This is a genomic window from Paenirhodobacter populi, assembly GCF_004022215.1.
Classification (GTDB): Bacteria; Pseudomonadota; Alphaproteobacteria; order Rhodobacterales; family Rhodobacteraceae; genus Rhodobacter; species Rhodobacter populi.
In genome coordinates this window covers 1-16,983 of the sequence record NZ_SAUZ01000024.1, presented here as the reverse complement: position 1 = coordinate 16,983, position 16,983 = coordinate 1, and the positions used below count along the sequence as shown (strand labels likewise).

General features: G+C 65.5%; 17 protein-coding genes and 1 tRNA gene. 12 read left to right on the top strand and 6 right to left on the bottom strand.

What is annotated here, in order from left to right:
• The first annotated feature begins 28 nt into the window (after positions 1 to 28).
• Positions 29 to 1,135, top strand: a complete 1,107-nt coding sequence (gene leuB / locus D2T30_RS17885) for a 3-isopropylmalate dehydrogenase (RefSeq protein ID WP_128180066.1) — start codon at positions 29 to 31, stop codon at positions 1,133 to 1,135.
• A 172-nt stretch (positions 1,136 to 1,307) separates the two neighbouring features.
• Complete coding sequence (locus tag D2T30_RS17880; protein WP_128180068.1) at positions 1,308 to 1,481, top strand: DUF1328 domain-containing protein; 174 nt, start codon at positions 1,308 to 1,310, stop codon at positions 1,479 to 1,481.
• A gap of 43 nt (positions 1,482 to 1,524) precedes the next feature.
• Here the strand turns inward: D2T30_RS17880 and trhO are convergent, their stop codons facing one another.
• Positions 1,525 to 2,445: an oxygen-dependent tRNA uridine(34) hydroxylase TrhO gene (gene trhO, locus D2T30_RS17875; RefSeq protein WP_128210011.1), complete on the bottom strand. Its 921-nt coding sequence runs from the start codon at positions 2,443 to 2,445 to the stop codon at positions 1,525 to 1,527.
• Between the two features lie 211 nt (positions 2,446 to 2,656).
• On the opposite strand from trhO, the gene D2T30_RS17870 reads away from it, so the two are divergent.
• The 6 genes from D2T30_RS17870 (at position 2,657) to D2T30_RS17845 (ending at position 8,945) form a co-directional block, all read left to right on the top strand.
• Complete coding sequence (locus D2T30_RS17870; protein ID WP_128210010.1) at positions 2,657 to 4,411, top strand: alkaline phosphatase; 1,755 nt, start codon at positions 2,657 to 2,659, stop codon at positions 4,409 to 4,411.
• Positions 4,412 to 4,476: 65 nt separating this feature from the next.
• A complete protein-coding gene (locus D2T30_RS17865; protein WP_128180074.1) occupies positions 4,477 to 4,920 on the top strand; it encodes a hypothetical protein in 444 nt (147 codons plus the stop codon).
• A gap of 8 nt (positions 4,921 to 4,928) precedes the next feature.
• Positions 4,929 to 5,615, top strand: a complete 687-nt coding sequence (locus D2T30_RS17860; protein WP_128210009.1) for an ABC transporter ATP-binding protein — start codon at positions 4,929 to 4,931, stop codon at positions 5,613 to 5,615.
• On the top strand, positions 5,612 to 6,925 hold the full coding sequence (locus D2T30_RS17855; protein ID WP_128210008.1) for an FtsX-like permease family protein: 1,314 nt from the start codon (positions 5,612 to 5,614) through the stop codon (positions 6,923 to 6,925). Before D2T30_RS17860 ends, D2T30_RS17855 begins: the two co-directional genes overlap by 4 nt.
• A gap of 98 nt (positions 6,926 to 7,023) precedes the next feature.
• Positions 7,024 to 7,632, top strand: a complete 609-nt coding sequence (gene pncA / locus D2T30_RS17850) for a bifunctional nicotinamidase/pyrazinamidase (RefSeq protein ID WP_128210007.1) — start codon at positions 7,024 to 7,026, stop codon at positions 7,630 to 7,632.
• A 5-nt stretch (positions 7,633 to 7,637) separates the two neighbouring features.
• Positions 7,638 to 8,945 carry a nicotinate phosphoribosyltransferase gene (locus tag D2T30_RS17845; RefSeq protein WP_128210006.1) on the top strand — a complete coding sequence of 436 codons (1,308 nt, stop codon included), beginning with the start codon at positions 7,638 to 7,640 and terminating at the stop codon, positions 8,943 to 8,945.
• Positions 8,946 to 9,002: 57 nt separating this feature from the next.
• Here D2T30_RS17845 and arfB read toward each other — a convergent pair whose 3' ends face one another.
• The 3 genes from arfB to dapF form a co-directional block, all read right to left on the bottom strand.
• The gene (arfB, locus tag D2T30_RS17840; RefSeq protein ID WP_128180084.1) at positions 9,003 to 9,425 is read right to left on the bottom strand and encodes an alternative ribosome rescue aminoacyl-tRNA hydrolase ArfB; all 423 of its coding nucleotides are present in this window, start codon (positions 9,423 to 9,425) and stop codon (positions 9,003 to 9,005) included.
• Between the two features lie 420 nt (positions 9,426 to 9,845).
• On the bottom strand, positions 9,846 to 11,099 hold the full coding sequence (gene mtaB / locus D2T30_RS17835) for a tRNA (N(6)-L-threonylcarbamoyladenosine(37)-C(2))-methylthiotransferase MtaB (protein WP_128210005.1): 1,254 nt from the start codon (positions 11,097 to 11,099) through the stop codon (positions 9,846 to 9,848).
• On the bottom strand, positions 11,096 to 11,926 hold the full coding sequence (gene dapF, locus D2T30_RS17830) for a diaminopimelate epimerase (RefSeq protein WP_128210051.1): 831 nt from the start codon (positions 11,924 to 11,926) through the stop codon (positions 11,096 to 11,098). Before dapF ends, mtaB begins: the two co-directional genes overlap by 4 nt.
• 103 nt (positions 11,927 to 12,029) lie before the next feature.
• Between dapF and D2T30_RS17825 the strand changes: the two genes are divergently transcribed.
• Positions 12,030 to 12,105 (top strand) — tRNA-Lys (locus D2T30_RS17825).
• A 614-nt stretch (positions 12,106 to 12,719) separates the two neighbouring features.
• Positions 12,720 to 13,937, top strand: a complete 1,218-nt coding sequence (locus D2T30_RS17820; RefSeq protein ID WP_164884353.1) for an AAA family ATPase — start codon at positions 12,720 to 12,722, stop codon at positions 13,935 to 13,937.
• Between the two features lie 335 nt (positions 13,938 to 14,272).
• On the opposite strand, the gene D2T30_RS17815 is transcribed toward D2T30_RS17820, so the two are convergent.
• Positions 14,273 to 15,025 (bottom strand): SDR family oxidoreductase, encoded by a 753-nt coding sequence (locus tag D2T30_RS17815; RefSeq protein WP_128210003.1) that lies wholly within the window; start codon positions 15,023 to 15,025, stop codon positions 14,273 to 14,275.
• Between the two features lie 106 nt (positions 15,026 to 15,131).
• On the opposite strand from D2T30_RS17815, the gene D2T30_RS17810 reads away from it, so the two are divergent.
• Entirely contained in the window at positions 15,132 to 16,058 is a 927-nt protein-coding gene (locus D2T30_RS17810) for an AraC family transcriptional regulator (RefSeq protein ID WP_128210002.1), read from the top strand.
• A 140-nt stretch (positions 16,059 to 16,198) separates the two neighbouring features.
• On the opposite strand, the gene D2T30_RS17805 is transcribed toward D2T30_RS17810, so the two are convergent.
• The gene (locus D2T30_RS17805; RefSeq protein ID WP_206613000.1) at positions 16,199 to 16,603 is read right to left on the bottom strand and encodes a winged helix-turn-helix transcriptional regulator; all 405 of its coding nucleotides are present in this window, start codon (positions 16,601 to 16,603) and stop codon (positions 16,199 to 16,201) included.
• A 98-nt stretch (positions 16,604 to 16,701) separates the two neighbouring features.
• On the opposite strand from D2T30_RS17805, the gene D2T30_RS17800 reads away from it, so the two are divergent.
• Positions 16,702 to 16,983, top strand: a 282-nt coding sequence (locus tag D2T30_RS17800) for an NmrA family NAD(P)-binding protein (protein WP_164884352.1), incomplete at its 3' end; no start/stop codon positions are given.

Sequence of the window (16,983 nt, the reverse complement as noted above, 5' to 3'; positions counted from 1 at the left end):
TTCCCGACCCTGTCGGAGGAGAAAACGCATGGCCAATCCTTCCCTTCTCATCCTCGCCGGTGACGGCATCGGCCCCGAAGTCATGGCCGAGGTGAAAAAGATCATCGGCTGGCTTGGCGACAAGCGCGGCCTTGTCTTCGACGTCAGCGAGGATCTCGTCGGTGGCGCGGCTTATGACGCGCATGGCGTGCCACTGACCGATGAAACCATGGCCAAGGCGCAGGCGGTGGATGCCGTGCTGCTCGGCGCCGTGGGCGGGCCGAAATACGACACGCTCGATTTCGCGGTGAAACCGGAACGCGGCCTGCTGCGCCTGCGCAAGGAAATGGACCTCTACGCCAACCTGCGCCCGGCGCAATGCTTCGACGCGCTGGCGGATTTCTCCTCGCTCAAGCGCGACGTGGTGGCGGGGCTCGACATCATGATCGTGCGCGAGCTGACCTCGGGCGTCTATTTCGGCGAACCCCGCGGCATCTTCACCGAGGGGAACGAGCGCGTCGGCATCAACACCCAGCGTTACACGGAATCGCAGATCGCCCGGGTGGCGCGCTCGGCCTTTGAACTGGCGAAGCGGCGCGGCAACAAGGTCACCTCGGTCGAAAAGGCCAATGTGATGGAATCCGGCATCCTTTGGCGCGAGGTCGTGCAGAAGATCCGCGACGAGGATTACCCCGAGATCGCGCTGAACCACATGTATGCCGACAACTGCGCCATGCAGCTTGTCCGCACGCCCAAGCAGTTCGACGTGATCCTGACCGACAACCTGTTCGGCGACATCCTTTCGGATTGCGCGGCGATGCTGACCGGCTCGCTCGGCATGCTGCCGTCGGCCTCGCTCGGCGCGCCGATGGCGAATGGCCGGCCCAAGGCGATGTATGAACCCGTCCACGGCTCGGCGCCCGACATCGCGGGGCAGGGGAAGGCGAACCCGATCGCCACGATCCTCAGCTTTGCCATGGCCCTGCGCTATTCCTTCGATCAGGGGGACGAGGCCACGCGGATCGAAGCGGCGATCGAGAAGGTTCTGGCCGACGGCATCCGCACCGCCGATCTGATGGGGCCGGACGGAGGCGTGCCGGTCACCACCTCGGGCATGGGCGATCATATCGTCGCCGCGCTGGACGCGAGCCTCTGATCCAGCCGCCCGCGCGGTTACTGCCCCGGCCATCGGCCGGGGCTTTTCCTTGCCATCCCGCCAGAATTCCTCTGCGGAACCATTCCGCGCCACCATGCGTTGCTGGCTCATGGTCCGAGTAACGATCATGGGCCGCCCCAGCGGCCGATCAACTCACCCGAAGGAGGACGACATGCTTGGATGGGCACTGACTTTTCTGGTCATCGCACTGATTGCGGCGGCGCTCGGCTTCGGCGGCATTGCGGGGACTTCGGCCGGGATCGCAAAGATCCTGTTCCTGATCTTCATCGTGCTGTTCGTCGTGGCGATGATCGCCCGCGCCGTGCGTGGCAAACCACCGGTCTGACGCGGTTTCCCGCCGCCTTTCCCTCGCGGCGGGTGACGACGGCTCAGTCCGGCATCCGGTTCGCCTTGGAATGCGGCTCCGCGCCGCGTTCCGCGGCAAGGCGGATCTGATGCTCGCGCTCGCGAAAGCGGGCGCGATCGTCGTTTGAATACTCGCCGATGCAGCGCGGGCAACTGACGCCCTGTTCGTAATCCGGGCTCAGCTTGTCCGCGGCCGAGATCGGCCGGCGGCAGGCGTGGCACAGGTCATGTTCGCCCTGTTTCAGCCCGTGCTTCAGGCTGACGCGCCGGTCGAAGACGAAGCATTCCCCCTGCCAAAGGCTTTCTTCCTCGGGCACCTGTTCCAGATATTTCAGGATGCCGCCCTTCAGGTGGTAGACCTCGTCCACGCCCTGCGACATCAGGTAATTGGTCGATTTCTCGCAACGGATACCGCCGGTGCAGAACATCGCGATGCGCTTGTTGTGGAAACGCGCCGCGTTTTCCTGCCACCAGCGCGGGAAGTCACGAAAGCTGCGGGTCTGCGGGTCGATGGCGCCGTCGAAGGTGCCGATCCCCACCTCGTAATCGTTGCGGGTGTCGATCACCACCACATCGGGGGCCGAGATCAGCGCATTCCAGTCCTGCGGTTCGACGTAATGCCCGACGGAGGCGCGCGGATCGACATCCGGCTGGCCCATCGTGACGATCTCCGCCTTGAGCCGCACCTTCATCCGGCCGAAGGGCATCTCCCGCGCGCTGCTTTCCTTCCACTCCAGATCCGCGCAGCCGGGCAGGGCGCGGATATGCGCGAGTACCCTGTCGATCCCCTCCCGTGTGCCGGCGATGGTGCCGTTGATCCCCTCGCGCGCCAGCAGCAGCGTCCCCCGCACCCCGTTCGCGCAGGCGACCTTGGCCAGCGGCGCCTTCAGCGCCTCGGGGGATTCGAATCGGGTGAAATGATACAGCGCGGCGACGGTCAGCATGGGGTTCTCAAGGCTTGAGTGATTTTATAACATATTGTATTCGTTATGTTATCACTGGAATTTCGCACCCCGAAACGGGGTTCGCGCGGCGTTTCCGGCGACAGGACTGCTTATCGTCGCAAGAAGGGGCAAAAAACAATATCCTGTCACGGATCTGTGACAATCGGGGTCTAGCGCACCGGCAGGAGATCACGACCACAAGAGGCGATCCATGCGTATCCTGCTTGCTGCACTCGCGGCGACGACTGTTCTGACCGGTGCGGCATTTGCCGACACCACCATCTATCCGCTCGACCGGGCAACGATCCTTGTGAACTCGAAGTTCGACTTCAAGGTCGAGCTGGACAACGTCCATCCCGAAGATGCGGTAGAAGTCACCGTGAACGGCAAGCCCTACGCCGAGGTTTTCGGCGCACCGGCGCAATTCGTGACCGAGGAAAAGGGCAAGGACGACAAGGTTCTGGGCTCGGCCCTGATCCTGCGCGATCTGGCGCTTGCCGAACCGGGCGCCTACACCGTTTCGGTCAAGGCAGGTGACGAGGCGAAATCGGTCACCTGGGACGTCTTCGGCACGGACGCGACGCCCAAGGCCAAGAACATCATCTTCATCCTCGGCGACGGCCTGTCGGTCGCCCACCGCACCGCCGCGCGGATCATGTCCAAGGGCATGACCGAGGGCAAGGCCGACGGCCGGCTGGCGATGGACGACCTCGACCGGATGGCCTTCATCGGCACCTCCTCGACCCATTCGATCGCGACCGACTCGGCCAATACGATGTCGGCTTACATGACCGGCCACAAAAGCCGGGTGAATGCGCTTGGCGTCTATGCCGACCGCACGCCGGACAGCTTCGACGATCCCAAGGTGGAAACCATCGCCGAGGCGCTGCGCCGCGCCTCGAACAAGTCGATCGGCATCATCTCGACCGCCGAGCTGGAAGATGCGACGCCCGCCGCGCTCGTCGCGCACACCCGCAAGCGCGCCGACAAGCCCGAGATCGTGGGCATGTTCTACGACGTTCAGCCCGACGTTCTGCTGGGCGGCGGTTCGGCCTATTTCCTCAAGTCGGATATCCCGGGCTCCAAGCGCAAGGACGACAAGGACTACATCCAGCTGTTCCAGGATGCGGGCTACAGTGTCGTCACGACCAAGTCCGAACTCGCCGCGGCCGAAGGCTCGAACCAGGGCAAGCTGCTCGGCCTGTTCCACACCGGCAACATGGACACCTGGCTTGACCGCAACCAGCTCAAGAAGGGCACCGTCGGCAAGTTCGGCGATCAGCCCGGCCTCGTCGACATGACGAAGGTGGCGCTCGACCAGCTGTCCAAGAACCCCGACGGCTTCTTCCTGATGGTCGAGGGCGCCTCGGTCGACAAGATGTCCCACCCGATGGACTGGGAACGTGCGGTGGTCGAGACGATCGAGCTTGACCATGTCGTCGCGCTCGCCCGCGAGTTCGCCGCCAACAACCCGGATACGATGATCGTCGTGACCGGCGACCACACCCACGGCGTCGGGCTCATCGGCACGATCGACGAGGACAAGCCCGGCGAAGGCCGCGACAAGGTCGGCGTTTATGACGAGGCCGGCTTCCCGAACTATGTCGACGCCGACGGCGACGGCTATCCGGACAGCATCGCGGTGTCGCGCCATATCGCGATGTTCGCCAACAACTTCCCCGACTATTACGAAACCTGGGGCCCGAAGCTTGACGGTCCGTTCGAGCCGGCCGTGAAGAACGAAAACGGCGAATACATCGCCAACGAGGCCTACAAGGACGTTCCCGGTGCGGTTCTGCGCGTCGGCAACATCCCCAAGGACAACGACACCGCCGTCCACGCGGTCGATGATGTGGTCCTTCAGGCGACCGGCCCGGGCTCCGAAGGCTTCAGGGGCTACATGGAACAGTCGGACGTCTACAAGGTGCTGGTCGACGCCTTCGCCCTTGGCGCCGACAAGAAGTGATGTGACCATGAACCTGTCCGGGCGGCGAGCCCCGGGCAGGTTCCCCTGATTTCAGGAGGCTGACGATGCAACGCAGAGACTGTCTGACCGGAATGGCGGCAACCATGGCGCTTGTCGCGGCGCGACCGGCGCTGGCCGCACCCCCCGAGATCACCTTTGACGAGCTTTACGCATCCTTCAGCGCGCTTGGCCTGAAATTCTCCGACAAGGTGCTGAACCTGACGGATCAGACCATCCGCATTCAGGGGTTCATGGCCCCGCCGCTCAAGGCCGAGGCGCAGTTCTTCGTCCTGACGCAGATCCCGATGTCGATCTGTCCCTTCTGTTCCAGCGATTCCGACTGGCCGGACAACATCATGGTCGTCTATCTGGACAAGCGGCAGACCTTCGTGCAGCCGAACCAGCGGATCGCGGTGACCGGGCGGCTGGAACGCGGATCCTGGATGGATCCTGAAACCGGCTTCGTCAGCCAGCTGCGGCTGCGCGACGCCCGCTACGGAATGGCCTGACACAGAGAATGCCCTCCCTTCATCTCGATGACATCGCGGTGACCTTTCCGGGTCTTGCCGCGCCGGTGCTGCATGTGCCCGCACTGGATATCCCCGCGGGCGACCGCGTCGTGGTGGTCGGCCCGTCCGGGTCTGGAAAATCCACCTTCGTCAATATCATCACCGGGCTCGAACGCGCGACGCGGGGCCGGGTGAACTGGGACGGGACCGACATCGGCACCCTGTCCGAAGGCGCGCGGGACCGCTGGCGCGGCGCCAACATCGGTCTGGTGATGCAGGATTTCCACCTGTTCCCCGGCCTTTCCGCGCTGGACAACGTGCTGCTGCCGGCGCGCCTGTCGCGGGTGGCCGATGCGGCGATGGTCGCGCGGGCAGGGGCGCTGCTGGAGCGGGTTGGCCTCTCGCGCCCCGGCCAGAAGGTCGAAACCATGTCGCGCGGCGAAATGCAGCGCGTCGCCGTGGCGCGGGCGGTGCTGCGCGATCCGGGTGTCATCGTCGCGGATGAACCGACGGCCAGCCTCGATCCCGAAAACGGCGCGGCGATCGGCTCGCTGCTGCTGGATCTGGCCGTGCAGACCGGGGCGACGCTGATCGTCGTTTCGCACGATCCGCGCCTTGCCGCGCAGATCCCCCGCCGCATCGCGCTGGCGGACGGCCGCATCGTTTCGGACACCATCGGGGAGCCTGTCGCATGATCCGTTTCGTTCTGGCGGACCTGAAACGGCTTTGGGCCGGTTCGGTGGTGATCGTCCTGCTGATCGCTCTGGCGGTGGCATTGGGCGTTGGCGTCAGCCTGCAGGAACGGGCCTTGCGGCTCGGCTCGGCGCGGGCGGCGGAGAAATTCGATCTGGTGATCGGCGCCCCGGGCAGCGAGACGCAGCTGATCCTGTCCTCGGTCTTCCTGCAACCCTCGGCACTGCCGCTGATCTCGGGCGACAACCTGATCGACCTGTCCGAGGATCCGCGCGTCGACTGGGCCGCCCCGGTGGGCTTCGGCGATTTTCACGCGGGCTATCCGATCGTCGGCACCACGACGACGCTGATCGACCGCACCGGCAGCGGCTTTGCCGCCGGCCATATCTTCGACGTCGAGGGGGAGGCGGTCATAGGCTCCGCCGTGGATCTGGCGATCGGCGAGACGATCACCCCGACCCACGGGCGCCTGTCCGAAGGCGGCCATGCCCATGGCGGGGTGAATTATACCGTCGCCGGCAAGCTGAACCCCACGGGCACGCCGTGGGACCGCGCCATCCTCGTGCCCATTCAGGCGGTCTGGCACGTCCACGGGCTGGGCCATGAGGAAGACGAGGATCATGACCACGAAGAAGAAGAGGCCGGCCACGACGGCCACGATCACGACCATGTCGAAGAGGCTGGCCATCACGATGACGAAGACGAACATGAACACGGCCACGAGGGGATCGACCCCGACGCGCCCCTGGGCGAACACTGGCATCGCGGCGCGGTGCCCGGCCTGCCCGCGATCCTCGTCAAGCCGAAGACCATCGCCGACGCCTACAAGCTGCGGCAGGAATACCGCGGCAACGGCCAGACGCTGGCGGTCTTCCCCGGCGAGGTGCTGACCAGCCTCTACGCCACCCTTGGCGACATGAAGAAGGTGCTGGCCGTCATCGCGGCGGGGGCGCAGCTTCTGGTGGCGGCGGCGCTGCTCTTGGTGACGGTGATCCATGTCGGGCAAAGGCGCAGGCAGATCGGCGCGCTGCGGGCCTTTGGCGCGCCGGGCGGGGCGGTCTTCGGCATCGTCTGGCTGGAGCTGTTCGTGCTGGTGGCGGCGGGCGTGCTGCTGGGCTTCGCGCTCGGCTGTGCGGCGGCGCAGGTGCTGTCGGGCATCTTCGCGGCGGAACGCGGCTTCGGCCTGCCGGTGGCTTTCGCCGCCGAAGACGGGATGCTGTTGCTGGTCCTGCTGGCGGTGGCGGCGGTGCTGGCGCTGCTGCCCGCGGTGCTGGCCTACCGGCAGGCGCCCGCCGAGGCGCTGCGCGGCTGAACGGACGGGGCAGGGGGCGAATCCCTGCCTCTTTCCTTCTGACGGCAATTGACCGGGGGGCATGCGCGTCCTAGGCATATGCCAAAGAGGGGGAAGACATGGCAGACGTTTCCGAAGCCCTGATCGTGATCGACATCCAGAATGATTTCTGCCCGGGCGGAGCGCTGGCCGTCGCCGGTGGCGATGAAATCATCCCGCGCGTCAACGCGCTGATGCAGGAATATCCGGTCACCGTGCTGACGCAGGACTGGCACCCCGAGGAACATTCCTCCTTCGCGGCGATGCACGAGGGCGCCACCCCCTTCTCGACGATCGAGCTGCCCTATGGGCCGCAGACGCTCTGGCCCGTGCATTGCGTCTGGGGGAGCGAAGGCGCGGCCTTCCATCCCGCGCTGACCGTCGATCCCGCCGATCTGATCCTGCGCAAGGGCTTCCGCCCCGCCATCGACAGCTATTCCGCCTTCTTCGAGAACGACCACAGCACCCCCACCGGCCTTGCGGGCTATCTGCGGGAACGCGGCATCACCGATCTGACCTTCGTGGGCCTCGCGCTCGATTTCTGCGTGGCCTGGTCGGCGATCGATGCGGCGAAGCTCGGCTTCAACGCCCGGGTGCTGCAAGGCGCGTGCCGGGCCATCGACCTGAACGGTTCGCTCGCCGGGGCGCGCGATGCGATGCGCGCCGCCGGCGTGGTTCTGGCGGAGTGACGGACATGGTCGACATCGCAACCCGCGTCTACAACCACAAATGGAAGATCGACCCGATCGTCCGCTCGCTGATCGACACCGATTTCTACAAGCTGCTGATGTGCCAGTCGGTGTTCCGCAACAAGCGCGACACGCGGGTGGAATTCAGCCTGATCAACCGATCGAAATCCATCCGCCTCGCCGAGCTGATCGACGAGGGCGAGCTGCGCGAACAGCTCGACTACGCCCGCGGCCTGCGGCTCACGCGCGGCGAAAGCACCTGGCTGCGCGGCAACAACTTCTACGGCAAGCGGCAGATGTTCCGCTCGGACTTCATGGAATGGTTCGAGAATGTCCACCTGCCGCCCTATCATCTGGAAAAGCGCGACGGGCAATACGAGCTGACCTTCGAGGGCGCCTGGCCCGAGGTGATGCTGTGGGAAATCCCCGCCCTCGCCATCCTGATGGAGCTGCGCTCCCGCGCCGTGCTGAACCGGATGGGGCGGTTCGACCTGCAGATCCTCTATGCCCGCGCGATGACCCGCCTGTGGGAAAAGATCGAGAACCTGCGCAAGCTGCCGGGGCTCAAGATCGCCGATTTCGGCACCCGGCGGCGGCACAGCTTCCTGTGGCAGGACTGGTGCGTGCAGGCGATGATCGAGGGGCTGGGGGACGCCTCCGAAGGCGGGGCCTTCACCGGCACGTCGAACTGCCTGATCGCCATGCGCCGCGACCTTGAGGCGGTGGGCACCAACGCCCATGAACTGCCGATGGTCTATGCCGCGCTGGCCGAGACGGATGACGAATTGCGCAAGGCGCCCTACCGCGTTCTGGCCGACTGGCACGAGGAACATGACGGCAACCTGCGGATCATCCTGCCCGACACCTACGGGACGAAGGGGTTCCTCGACCATGCGCCCGGCTGGCTGGCTGGCTGGACCGGCATCCGCATCGATTCCGGCGATCCGGTGGCCGGGGCGGAGATGGCGATCGACTGGTGGAAATCGCGGGGCGAGGATCCGCGCGACAAGCTGGTGATCTTCTCCGACGGGCTCGACGTGCCCGAGATCCGCGATCTCTACGCGCGATTCCATGGGCGGGTGAAGGTCAGCTTCGGCTGGGGCACGCTTCTGACCAACGATTTCCGCCATCTGGTGCCGAATGACGCGCTGGCGCCCTTCAGTCTGGTGTGCAAGGCGGTGTCGGCGAACGGCCGGCCAACGGTGAAACTGTCCGACAACCCCGAAAAGGCGACCGGCCCGGCCGAGGAGATCGCGCGCTACCGCAAGGTGTTCGAGGTCGGCCCGCAGCAGGCGCGGACGGTGGTGGTCTGATCATCCCGGTTTCGGTCTGCCCGGTCCTGACGAAAAGGCATCGGGGGCAATCCGGCCCTAGGGGTCGTCTTCTATGGTTCCGCGCAATGCCTTGACCGCGCCGCGCATGGTCTTTGCCTTCAACCGCCGCCGCTGACTGCCAAGCGTTGGCTTCGTCGCCACCCGGCGCTTCGGCGCGACAAGGGCCTGACGGATCATCTCCACCAGCCTTTCGCGCGCCAGTTCGCGGTTGCGCGCCTGACTGCGGGTTTCCTCGGCGCGGATCACGATGGCACCGTCCGAGGTCCATTTCCGCCCGGCGATGCGCTTCAGCCGCGCCTTCACCGCCGGTGTCAGCCCCGGCGAGCGGTCCGCCTCGAACCGCAGCTCCACCGCCGTCGAGACCTTGTTGACGTTCTGCCCCCCCGGCCCCTGCGCGCGGGTGAAGCTTTCCGTCAGTTCCCAATCGGCGATTGCCAGCGTGTCGTTGATCCAGAGCATTCCGCAAACCTATCCGCATCAGCGGAAAGCGCCAGCATATGCCGCTTGCTTTCCACAAGTATCTCACCCGAAAAGGGCCGAGGCTGTGTCAAAACTCACCTTTATGACAGTGGCTCAGAACGAAATTCTCTCACGAAGCCACCCTTAGGCCATCTGCGCGCGCCGATGTGAACATAGGTGCCACTGTGGAGAACCGCATTCTCCGGTGCTGTGCCGGAACTGAGTTTTGACACAGCCTGGGCCCGCGAAACCAATGGAAAAACCGCGGGGGAAGAATGGGCGGCCTTCCTGCCTTTCGTGTTTCCATAAATATCCCGGGGGGTGAGCCGGGAAAAGAGGCCTTCCAGTGGAAGGCCGCCCCGGCGAACGCGCGGCCCGTGGCCGCGCCGGGCCTTCCATCGACGGGGGCAGCGCCCCCGGCTACGCCTGCAACCGGGCGCCGTCATGTCCGCTGATGCGCAGCATCAGGATCGTGCCCTCGGGCATGTCGCGGTCAAAGGCCACCTCGGTGAAATATTCCGTCCGTCCGGCGCGCGGGCCTTCTGTCAGGATCACCCGTTCCTGCCCGACCTCGGATTCCAGATGCCGCCGCAGCGCCTCCTGCCCCTTGGCGCGCAGGCGGGCGGCGCGGTCCTTGATCGCCGGGCCGGGCACGCGCGGCATCCGCGCGGCGGGTGTGCCCTGACGCGCCGAATAGGGAAAGACATGCAGGAAGGTCAGCCCGCAGTCATCGACCAGCTTCAGCGAATTCTCGAACATTGCCTCGGTCTCCGTCGGGAAACCGGCGATGATGTCGGCGCCGAACAGGATGCCGGGGCGCAGGCGGCGCGCCTCCTCGCAGAAACGGATCGCGTCGTCGCGCAGGTGGCGGCGCTTCATCCGCTTGAGGATCATGTCGTCGCCTGCCTGAAGGGACAGGTGCAGATGCGGCATCAGGCGCGGCTCGGTGGCGATGGCCAGCATCAGGTTGTCGTCCGCCTCGATACTGTCGATCGAGGAAATCCTGAGCCGCGGCAGATCCGGCACCAGCCGCAGGATCCGCATCACCAGATCGCCAAGGCGCGGCTCGCCCGGCAGGTCGGCCCCCCATGAGGTCAGGTCCACCCCGGTCAGCACCACCTCGTTGAAGCCGCGATCGACCAGTCGTTTGATCTGTTCGATCACCACTCCGGCGGGGACGGACCGCGAATTGCCCCGGCCATAGGGGATGATGCAGAAGGTGCAGCGGTGGTCGCAGCCGTTCTGCACCTGCACATAGGCGCGGTGGCGGCCGAAGCCGTCGATCAGATGCCCGGCGGTTTCCCGGACGGACATGATATCATCGACCATCACCCGCTCGGTCGCGCCGATGAAATCGGGGGCGCGGAGCGATTGCCACGTTTCCGCCTGCATCTTTTCGTGGTTGCCGATGACGCGGGTGACCTCGGGCATTCCGGCGAAGGTTTCGGGTTCCGTCTGCGCGGCGCAGCCGGTGACGATCACCGGCGCGCCGGGGTTTTCGCGGGCGAGACGGCGGATTTCCTGCTTCGCCTTGCGCACCGCCTCGGCGGTCACGGCGCAGGTGTTGACGATGACGGCGTTTTCCAGCCCGGCGGCGGCGGAGAGTTCCCGCATCGCCTCGGTCTCATAGGCGTTCAGCCGGCATCCCAGCGTGGCGAAGACGGGCGGGTTCATGACGCGGCCAGAAATGCGGGCGACAGCCGCGCCTCGAACACCAGAGCCGTCGGCCCGGTCATCCAGACGCCATCCTCGCGCCAGTCGATCTCAAGCTGCCCGCCGTCGACATCGACCAGCACATGCCGCCCGGTCAGCCCTTTCAGATGCGCGGCGACGGCAGTGGCGCAGGTGCCTGAGCCGCAGGCCAGCGTGATCCCGGCGCCGCGTTCCCAGACCCGCATCCGCAGCCGGTCCAGCCCGGTCAGCGCGGCGAATTCCACATTCGTCCGCTCGGGGAAGATCGGGTCATGCTCGATCCGCGAGCCGATGGCTTCGACATCCACCGCTTCGGCATCCGGGACGAAGAAGATGCAATGCGGATTGCCCATCCCCACCGCGACCGGATCGCCATCCAGCGGCAGGTGCATCGGATCCGCCGCGACCGGGATCTGCGCGGCCTCAAGGATCGGCGCGCCCATGTTCACCGACACCAGCCCGTCCCCGCGCCGCACCGCCCGCAGCACGCCGCGTTCCGTCACCAGCGAGAGCCGATCCAGCCCGAGCTGCCCCATCATCCAGTCCGAAACGCAGCGCGTGGCATTGCCGCAGGCCCCCGCCCGCGATCCGTCGGAATTCCAGAACTCCAGCGCGAAGTCCGCCCGGTCCGAGGGCCGGATCACCGCAAGCTGATCGAATCCCACGCCCCGGTGCCGGTCCCCAAGCGCCCGCGCCAGCGCAGGCGTGACCGGATCGTCGCCCTCACGGGCGTCGATCACCACGAAATCATTGCCGAGCCCGTGCATTTTCATGAACGGCAGGCCGTCAGGGGCAAGCGTGCGAGTCATCCCGCGCATATACGCCCCGCCGTTCTATTTTTCCAGTGGCGCGTTTTCGGCGGGATTCGGCCTTGACCGGCAGGAACTTGGTTTGTAGAGAGCGCCCCAGTGTGAGCCGGTAGCTCAGCCGGTAGAGCAACTGACTTTTAATCAGTAGGTCCTGGGTTCGAACCCCAGCCGGCTCACCAATCCACCTATTGTCAGGTGACACCTGAGTTGTCCATTTGTGACAGGGTTCTGTCCATCGGGATGCAAGCGGCAAACAGATTTGTTCGCTGAAGCGCGTGCATCCGTCTGCCGAGAGCTTCTTCGTTCCTGAAAGACTCGCCGCCCGTTTCGATGGGGAGGCTGTCTTTCGCTCCTTCCCGGCCATAATGCCACCCGCTCTCGTCCATGATGCGGATCGGCAATAGTCGGTTTTGCCTCACCATTCACGCTTTGCCAGAATCGCTCCCGACCGTTAGAGAGACCGCCTCGGCCTTGTGCCCCAATCCGTAACCGCTGACAAAAGGAGAGCCTTACATGATCGTCAATCGCTGCGCCCTTCGCGGGCTGATCCTCGCCTGAAACGGAGCTTCCGGAAGGGCAGATCGCAAGGATGACCTCGGGTCGGCTCATCAACGGAACATCGGGGCATCATCATGGGCATTCCCGTTCTGGATGGCCACCCGGCTGCGGACGCGGCGGGGGCTGTCCGCAAATTTCATTTCGTTCTCGGCAGCGGCGTATCGTCTGGCTGGCTCCCTGATCTGCGGGAGGCCGTCCGATGACCGAGGCCCTTCAAACCTTACTTGCTAGCGCAATGGCCAGCGATATCTTCGCGGGTGGCCTCGCGCTTGGAACTATAGGCGTGACGGTGGCGCTTGGCCGGACGGCTGTTGGCGTGATCGGTCGCCTGCTGTCGCGCCGCCTCTGGGCGCAACTGGCGCTGGACAACCGCTCTACGGCCTATCGGCACCTTTCGCTGTGGATGGAGGCGAACGGGGTCCTCGCCCATGTCCTGCAGGTGCGGCTGACGGACACCCGCTGGAATGCGGGGACGAGCGGCTATGCCCCCGCCCCCGGAAAGCACTGGTTCATCGTGCAGGGCCATATCGCCCGCCTTACGCGCTCGATCAACGAAAAGGCCCGGGTCGGCGGATCGCACGAGCAGCGGCCGATGGAAACATTGGAAGTCGGCCTGCTCTTCGGCAGCATCGCCACGCTGACCGGCTGGATCGACGAGGGCGCCCGGATCGCCGCGCTGCGCGACCGCAGCGGGCCGATGCTGCATATCCTGCGCGACAGCTATTGGGACGATGTGGGTGAGGTGCCGCGCCGCAGCATCGACAGCGTTGTGGTCGAGGATGATCGGGCCTTGCAGGTGCTGGAAGACATGCGCTGGTTCTATGCCACCAGCGACTGGTATGCGACGCGGGGTGTACCGTGGCGGTGGGGCTATTTGTTCTACGGACCGCCCGGCACCGGCAAATCAAGCCTGATCCGCGCGCTTACCTCGGAGCTGGGGCTGGACATCGCCACGCTGGACGTAGGTCGCGCGACCCTGACAGACGATGCGCTGCGCGAGGCGATGATGTCGGCCCCGAAGCGCAGCCTGATCGCCATCGAGGATGTGGATGCCGTCTTCAGCCAGCGTGAGGCAGGCGACCGCCGGGGCGGCATCAGCTTTTCGGGCCTGTTGAACGCCATCGACGGTGTCGGCGCACAGGAGGGTCGGGCGCTGGTGATGACGACGAACCATCTCGACCGGCTCGATCCGGCGTTAATCCGGCCGGGCCGCGCAGATTTGCATGTCGAGATGGGCCTGATCGGCGCCGGAACCGCCCGCAGACTGTTCGAACGGTTCTTCCCCGGCGAGATCGCGCTGGCGCTGGCCTTCGAGCGGGTGATCGGGCAGGAACGCCTCAACCCCGCCGTAGTGCAGGGCTGGCTGCTGGCACATCGCGACGATCCCGGTGTCGCCGCCAGAGCCGAGGCGCTGGCTCCGGTTTCAGTGCGGGTGGCAACTGCGGCCGAGTAAGAAGCGGTTAGCGGCTTTCCTCTAGACCCATGATGGGGGCTAGAACCGCCCCCCTGCGCCGGAATGAATTCGGAGCACACTTCGGGCGCGGTCGATAGTGCCGCTGCCAATCTGCTAAGCGCTTCGAGCAACATGCTGCGGCACAGCAACCGGCAGGCTTGCCGATCTCAGGCAACCCGGCGCCCTAGCCGTAGAGGACGGCCTGAAACTGCCGCTCAACACGCGCTATCGCTGCGCAGCGGTGTTCCCGAGAACAGCCATTCGTCTTCAGCGCAGCAACTTCAATCTGGCGCGACCTCCTGCGCGGGAATCTCCGGATGAGGGCGCAGTACGACTCAGCCTTTGAACAGCGCCACGGCATCTGCGCCCGCGGGCATACACATCGGTGCGGTTGGATCGGTCGCGATGCGCCAGATCGCGGCGGCCACGTCTTCCGGTCTGGTCTTTTCTTCGCCTGACCCGCTGGTGAGCCGTGCGAAGACCCCTTCGACCATCTCGGCATAGGGCTCCGGAAAGCCGCCCGCCTGTGTCAGCCGTTCGCGGGCACTGGCGGAAAAGGCGGTCCCCGGTGCCTGCCCCGGCAGCACGACATGGCTGCGGATGCCGAAGGGGGCGAGTTCCAGCGCCATCACCTCGGTCAGCGCGTTCACCGCCGCCTTGCTGGCGGTATAGACCGACAGCAGGTCGTAATTCTTCAGCGTCACGCTGGAGGTCACGTTGATGATCACGCCCGCGCGGCGGGTGCGGAACTGCGGCAGCACCGCCTGGATCATCGCGATGGTGCCGATGGTGTTGGTCTCGAAGATGTCGCGCACGACGCTGATCGGGGTGCCCTCGAGCGCGTTAAGCCAGCCGATGCCGGCGTTGTTCACCAGCACGTCGATCTCGCCCGCGGCCGCCACCGCGGCGGCGATGCTCGCCGGGTCGGTGACGTCGAGCGGCAGGATCGTCAGCCGCTCGGAGGCGGGCAGCAGATCGGCCTTCGGGGTCCGCATCGTGGCGATGACGGTCCAGCCTTTGGCGAGGAAGTGCCGCGCGGTCTCGAGGCCGAAGCCCGAGGAGCAGCCGGTGATCAGGATGGTGGGCATGGTGGGGTCCTTTCGCTGTTGCCCATCCGATCTGGCCATCCCGCGCGCGACCACCTATAATCCGAAGTCCATGATGATTTACCGATCGTCCAAACCACAGGCCGCCATGACCGATCCGCTGACCCAGATCGTGACCTTGCTCCGCCCCGGCGCGCCCTATGCCAAGGTCGCCAGCGCCTCGGGCGCGTGGCGGGTGCGCCGGGAGGAAGACGGCATCGTCTTCTACAACCTGACCCTCGCCGGTCGGGCGCTGCTGGAAGTCGACGGGCGGTCGCCGGTCCTGCTGGAGGAGGGCGACTTCGCCCTGATCCCGGCCGCGCGGGGCTTCACGATCTCAAGCCCCGATCCGGTTCTGCCAAAGGGACGGCTCACCGAGCCCGTCCTGCTCGCGCCCGGGCAGATGCGCATCGGCGACCCTGACCTGCCGGTCACGACGCAGCAGCTGGTGGGCCACTGCACCTTCGCCGCGCGGGATGCCGCGCTGTTGCTGACCCTGCTTCCCGATCTGGTCGTCATCCGCGGCGAGGCGCGGCTGGCGACGCTGATCCAACTGGTGGCGGATGAGGCGCGGGCGACCCGGCCGGGGCGCGAGGTGGTGCTGGAACGGCTGCTGGAGGTCCTGCTGATTGAGGCCTTCCGCGCCTCGGGCGGCATCTCTGCCCCGCCGGGCCTGCTGCGGGGGCTGAGCGATCCGCATCTGTCCATCGCCCTGCGCGCCCTGCATGCCGATCCGGCGCGACCGTGGACGGTGGCGGAACTGGCCCGCGCCGCGGGCCTGTCGCGCTCCGCCTTCTTTGCGCGGTTCGAGCGCGAGGTCGGCCGCGCGCCGATGGCCTATCTGACCGGCTGGCGGATGAGCCTCGCCAAAGACCGGCTGCGGCGCGGCGACGGCAGCCTGGCCGAGATCGGCGCGGCCCTGGGTTATGGCTCGGCCAGTGCGTTCAATACGGCCTTCGCCCGCGAGGTCGGCCAGCCACCTGGGCAATATGCCTTGTCGACTGCCCGGCTCGCATCGGAGGATGCGCCTATCTGAGGAAGGACGCATCCTGTTCGGCATTAAGAGTCCGGTCGAGAAACATTGATGCCGCGCGGCGGCGTTCCCTAAAGCGGTCGTTTGGTCAAGCCCGGCGAAGGAACCGTATGCATCTGGCGTCCGATCTGAATGATATGGGGTTACAATCTCACTTCGTCGTAAGCGTGGCGGTTCTCTCTGATGGAATGCAGGTTGTCGCGGACCCAGAAGTTAAACTCCTCAAGAGCGCGCAAGGCGCCGATACCCATGTCGGTCAGTTCATATTCGACGCGCGGGGGCACTTCCGGGAAATAGTAGCGGGCAATCAGTCCATCGCGCTCAAGGTTGCGGAGCGTGCGTGTCAGCATGCGCTGAGTGACACCGTCCACCTCCTTTTTGAGCGTTGAGAAGCGGAGCCGATGTCCCTCCGCGAGTGAAAGCCGCCAAAGGACTGGAACAGTCCACTTGTCGCTCAACAGGGCGCAGACCCCGTTTGATGGAACGGGCCTGAACACCCGGCTATCCCCAGACCCTTGTGGTGCGTCGGCATGTATCTGTTCGTCCAAGGGTATCATCCTTGTGCCTGATGCAGAAAAATGTGCCGTCTTCCGGCAGGTTTATATTGGTATATATGGATAGCCCTTGTTCCATGCGAGGGTATCCAATGACCGATGACAAAAGACCCATGCTGGTTTTCGGCGCCACCGGGCGGCAGGGAGGATCTGTCGCCAAAGCCTTGCTGAAGGCAGGGTGGCCCGTTCGCGCGCTTGTATTGGACGCCGCCGGGACCGCATCCTTGAGGCTGCGGAATGCTGGCGTCGAGCTTGTGCAAGGCTCATTCGAGGACAGGGATGTCATCCGCGCAGCCATGGAAGATGCTTATGGCGTCTTCAGCGTGTTGCCGGGGAACCTGACTGCTGAAGAGGAAGTGCGCCATGGGGTCGCG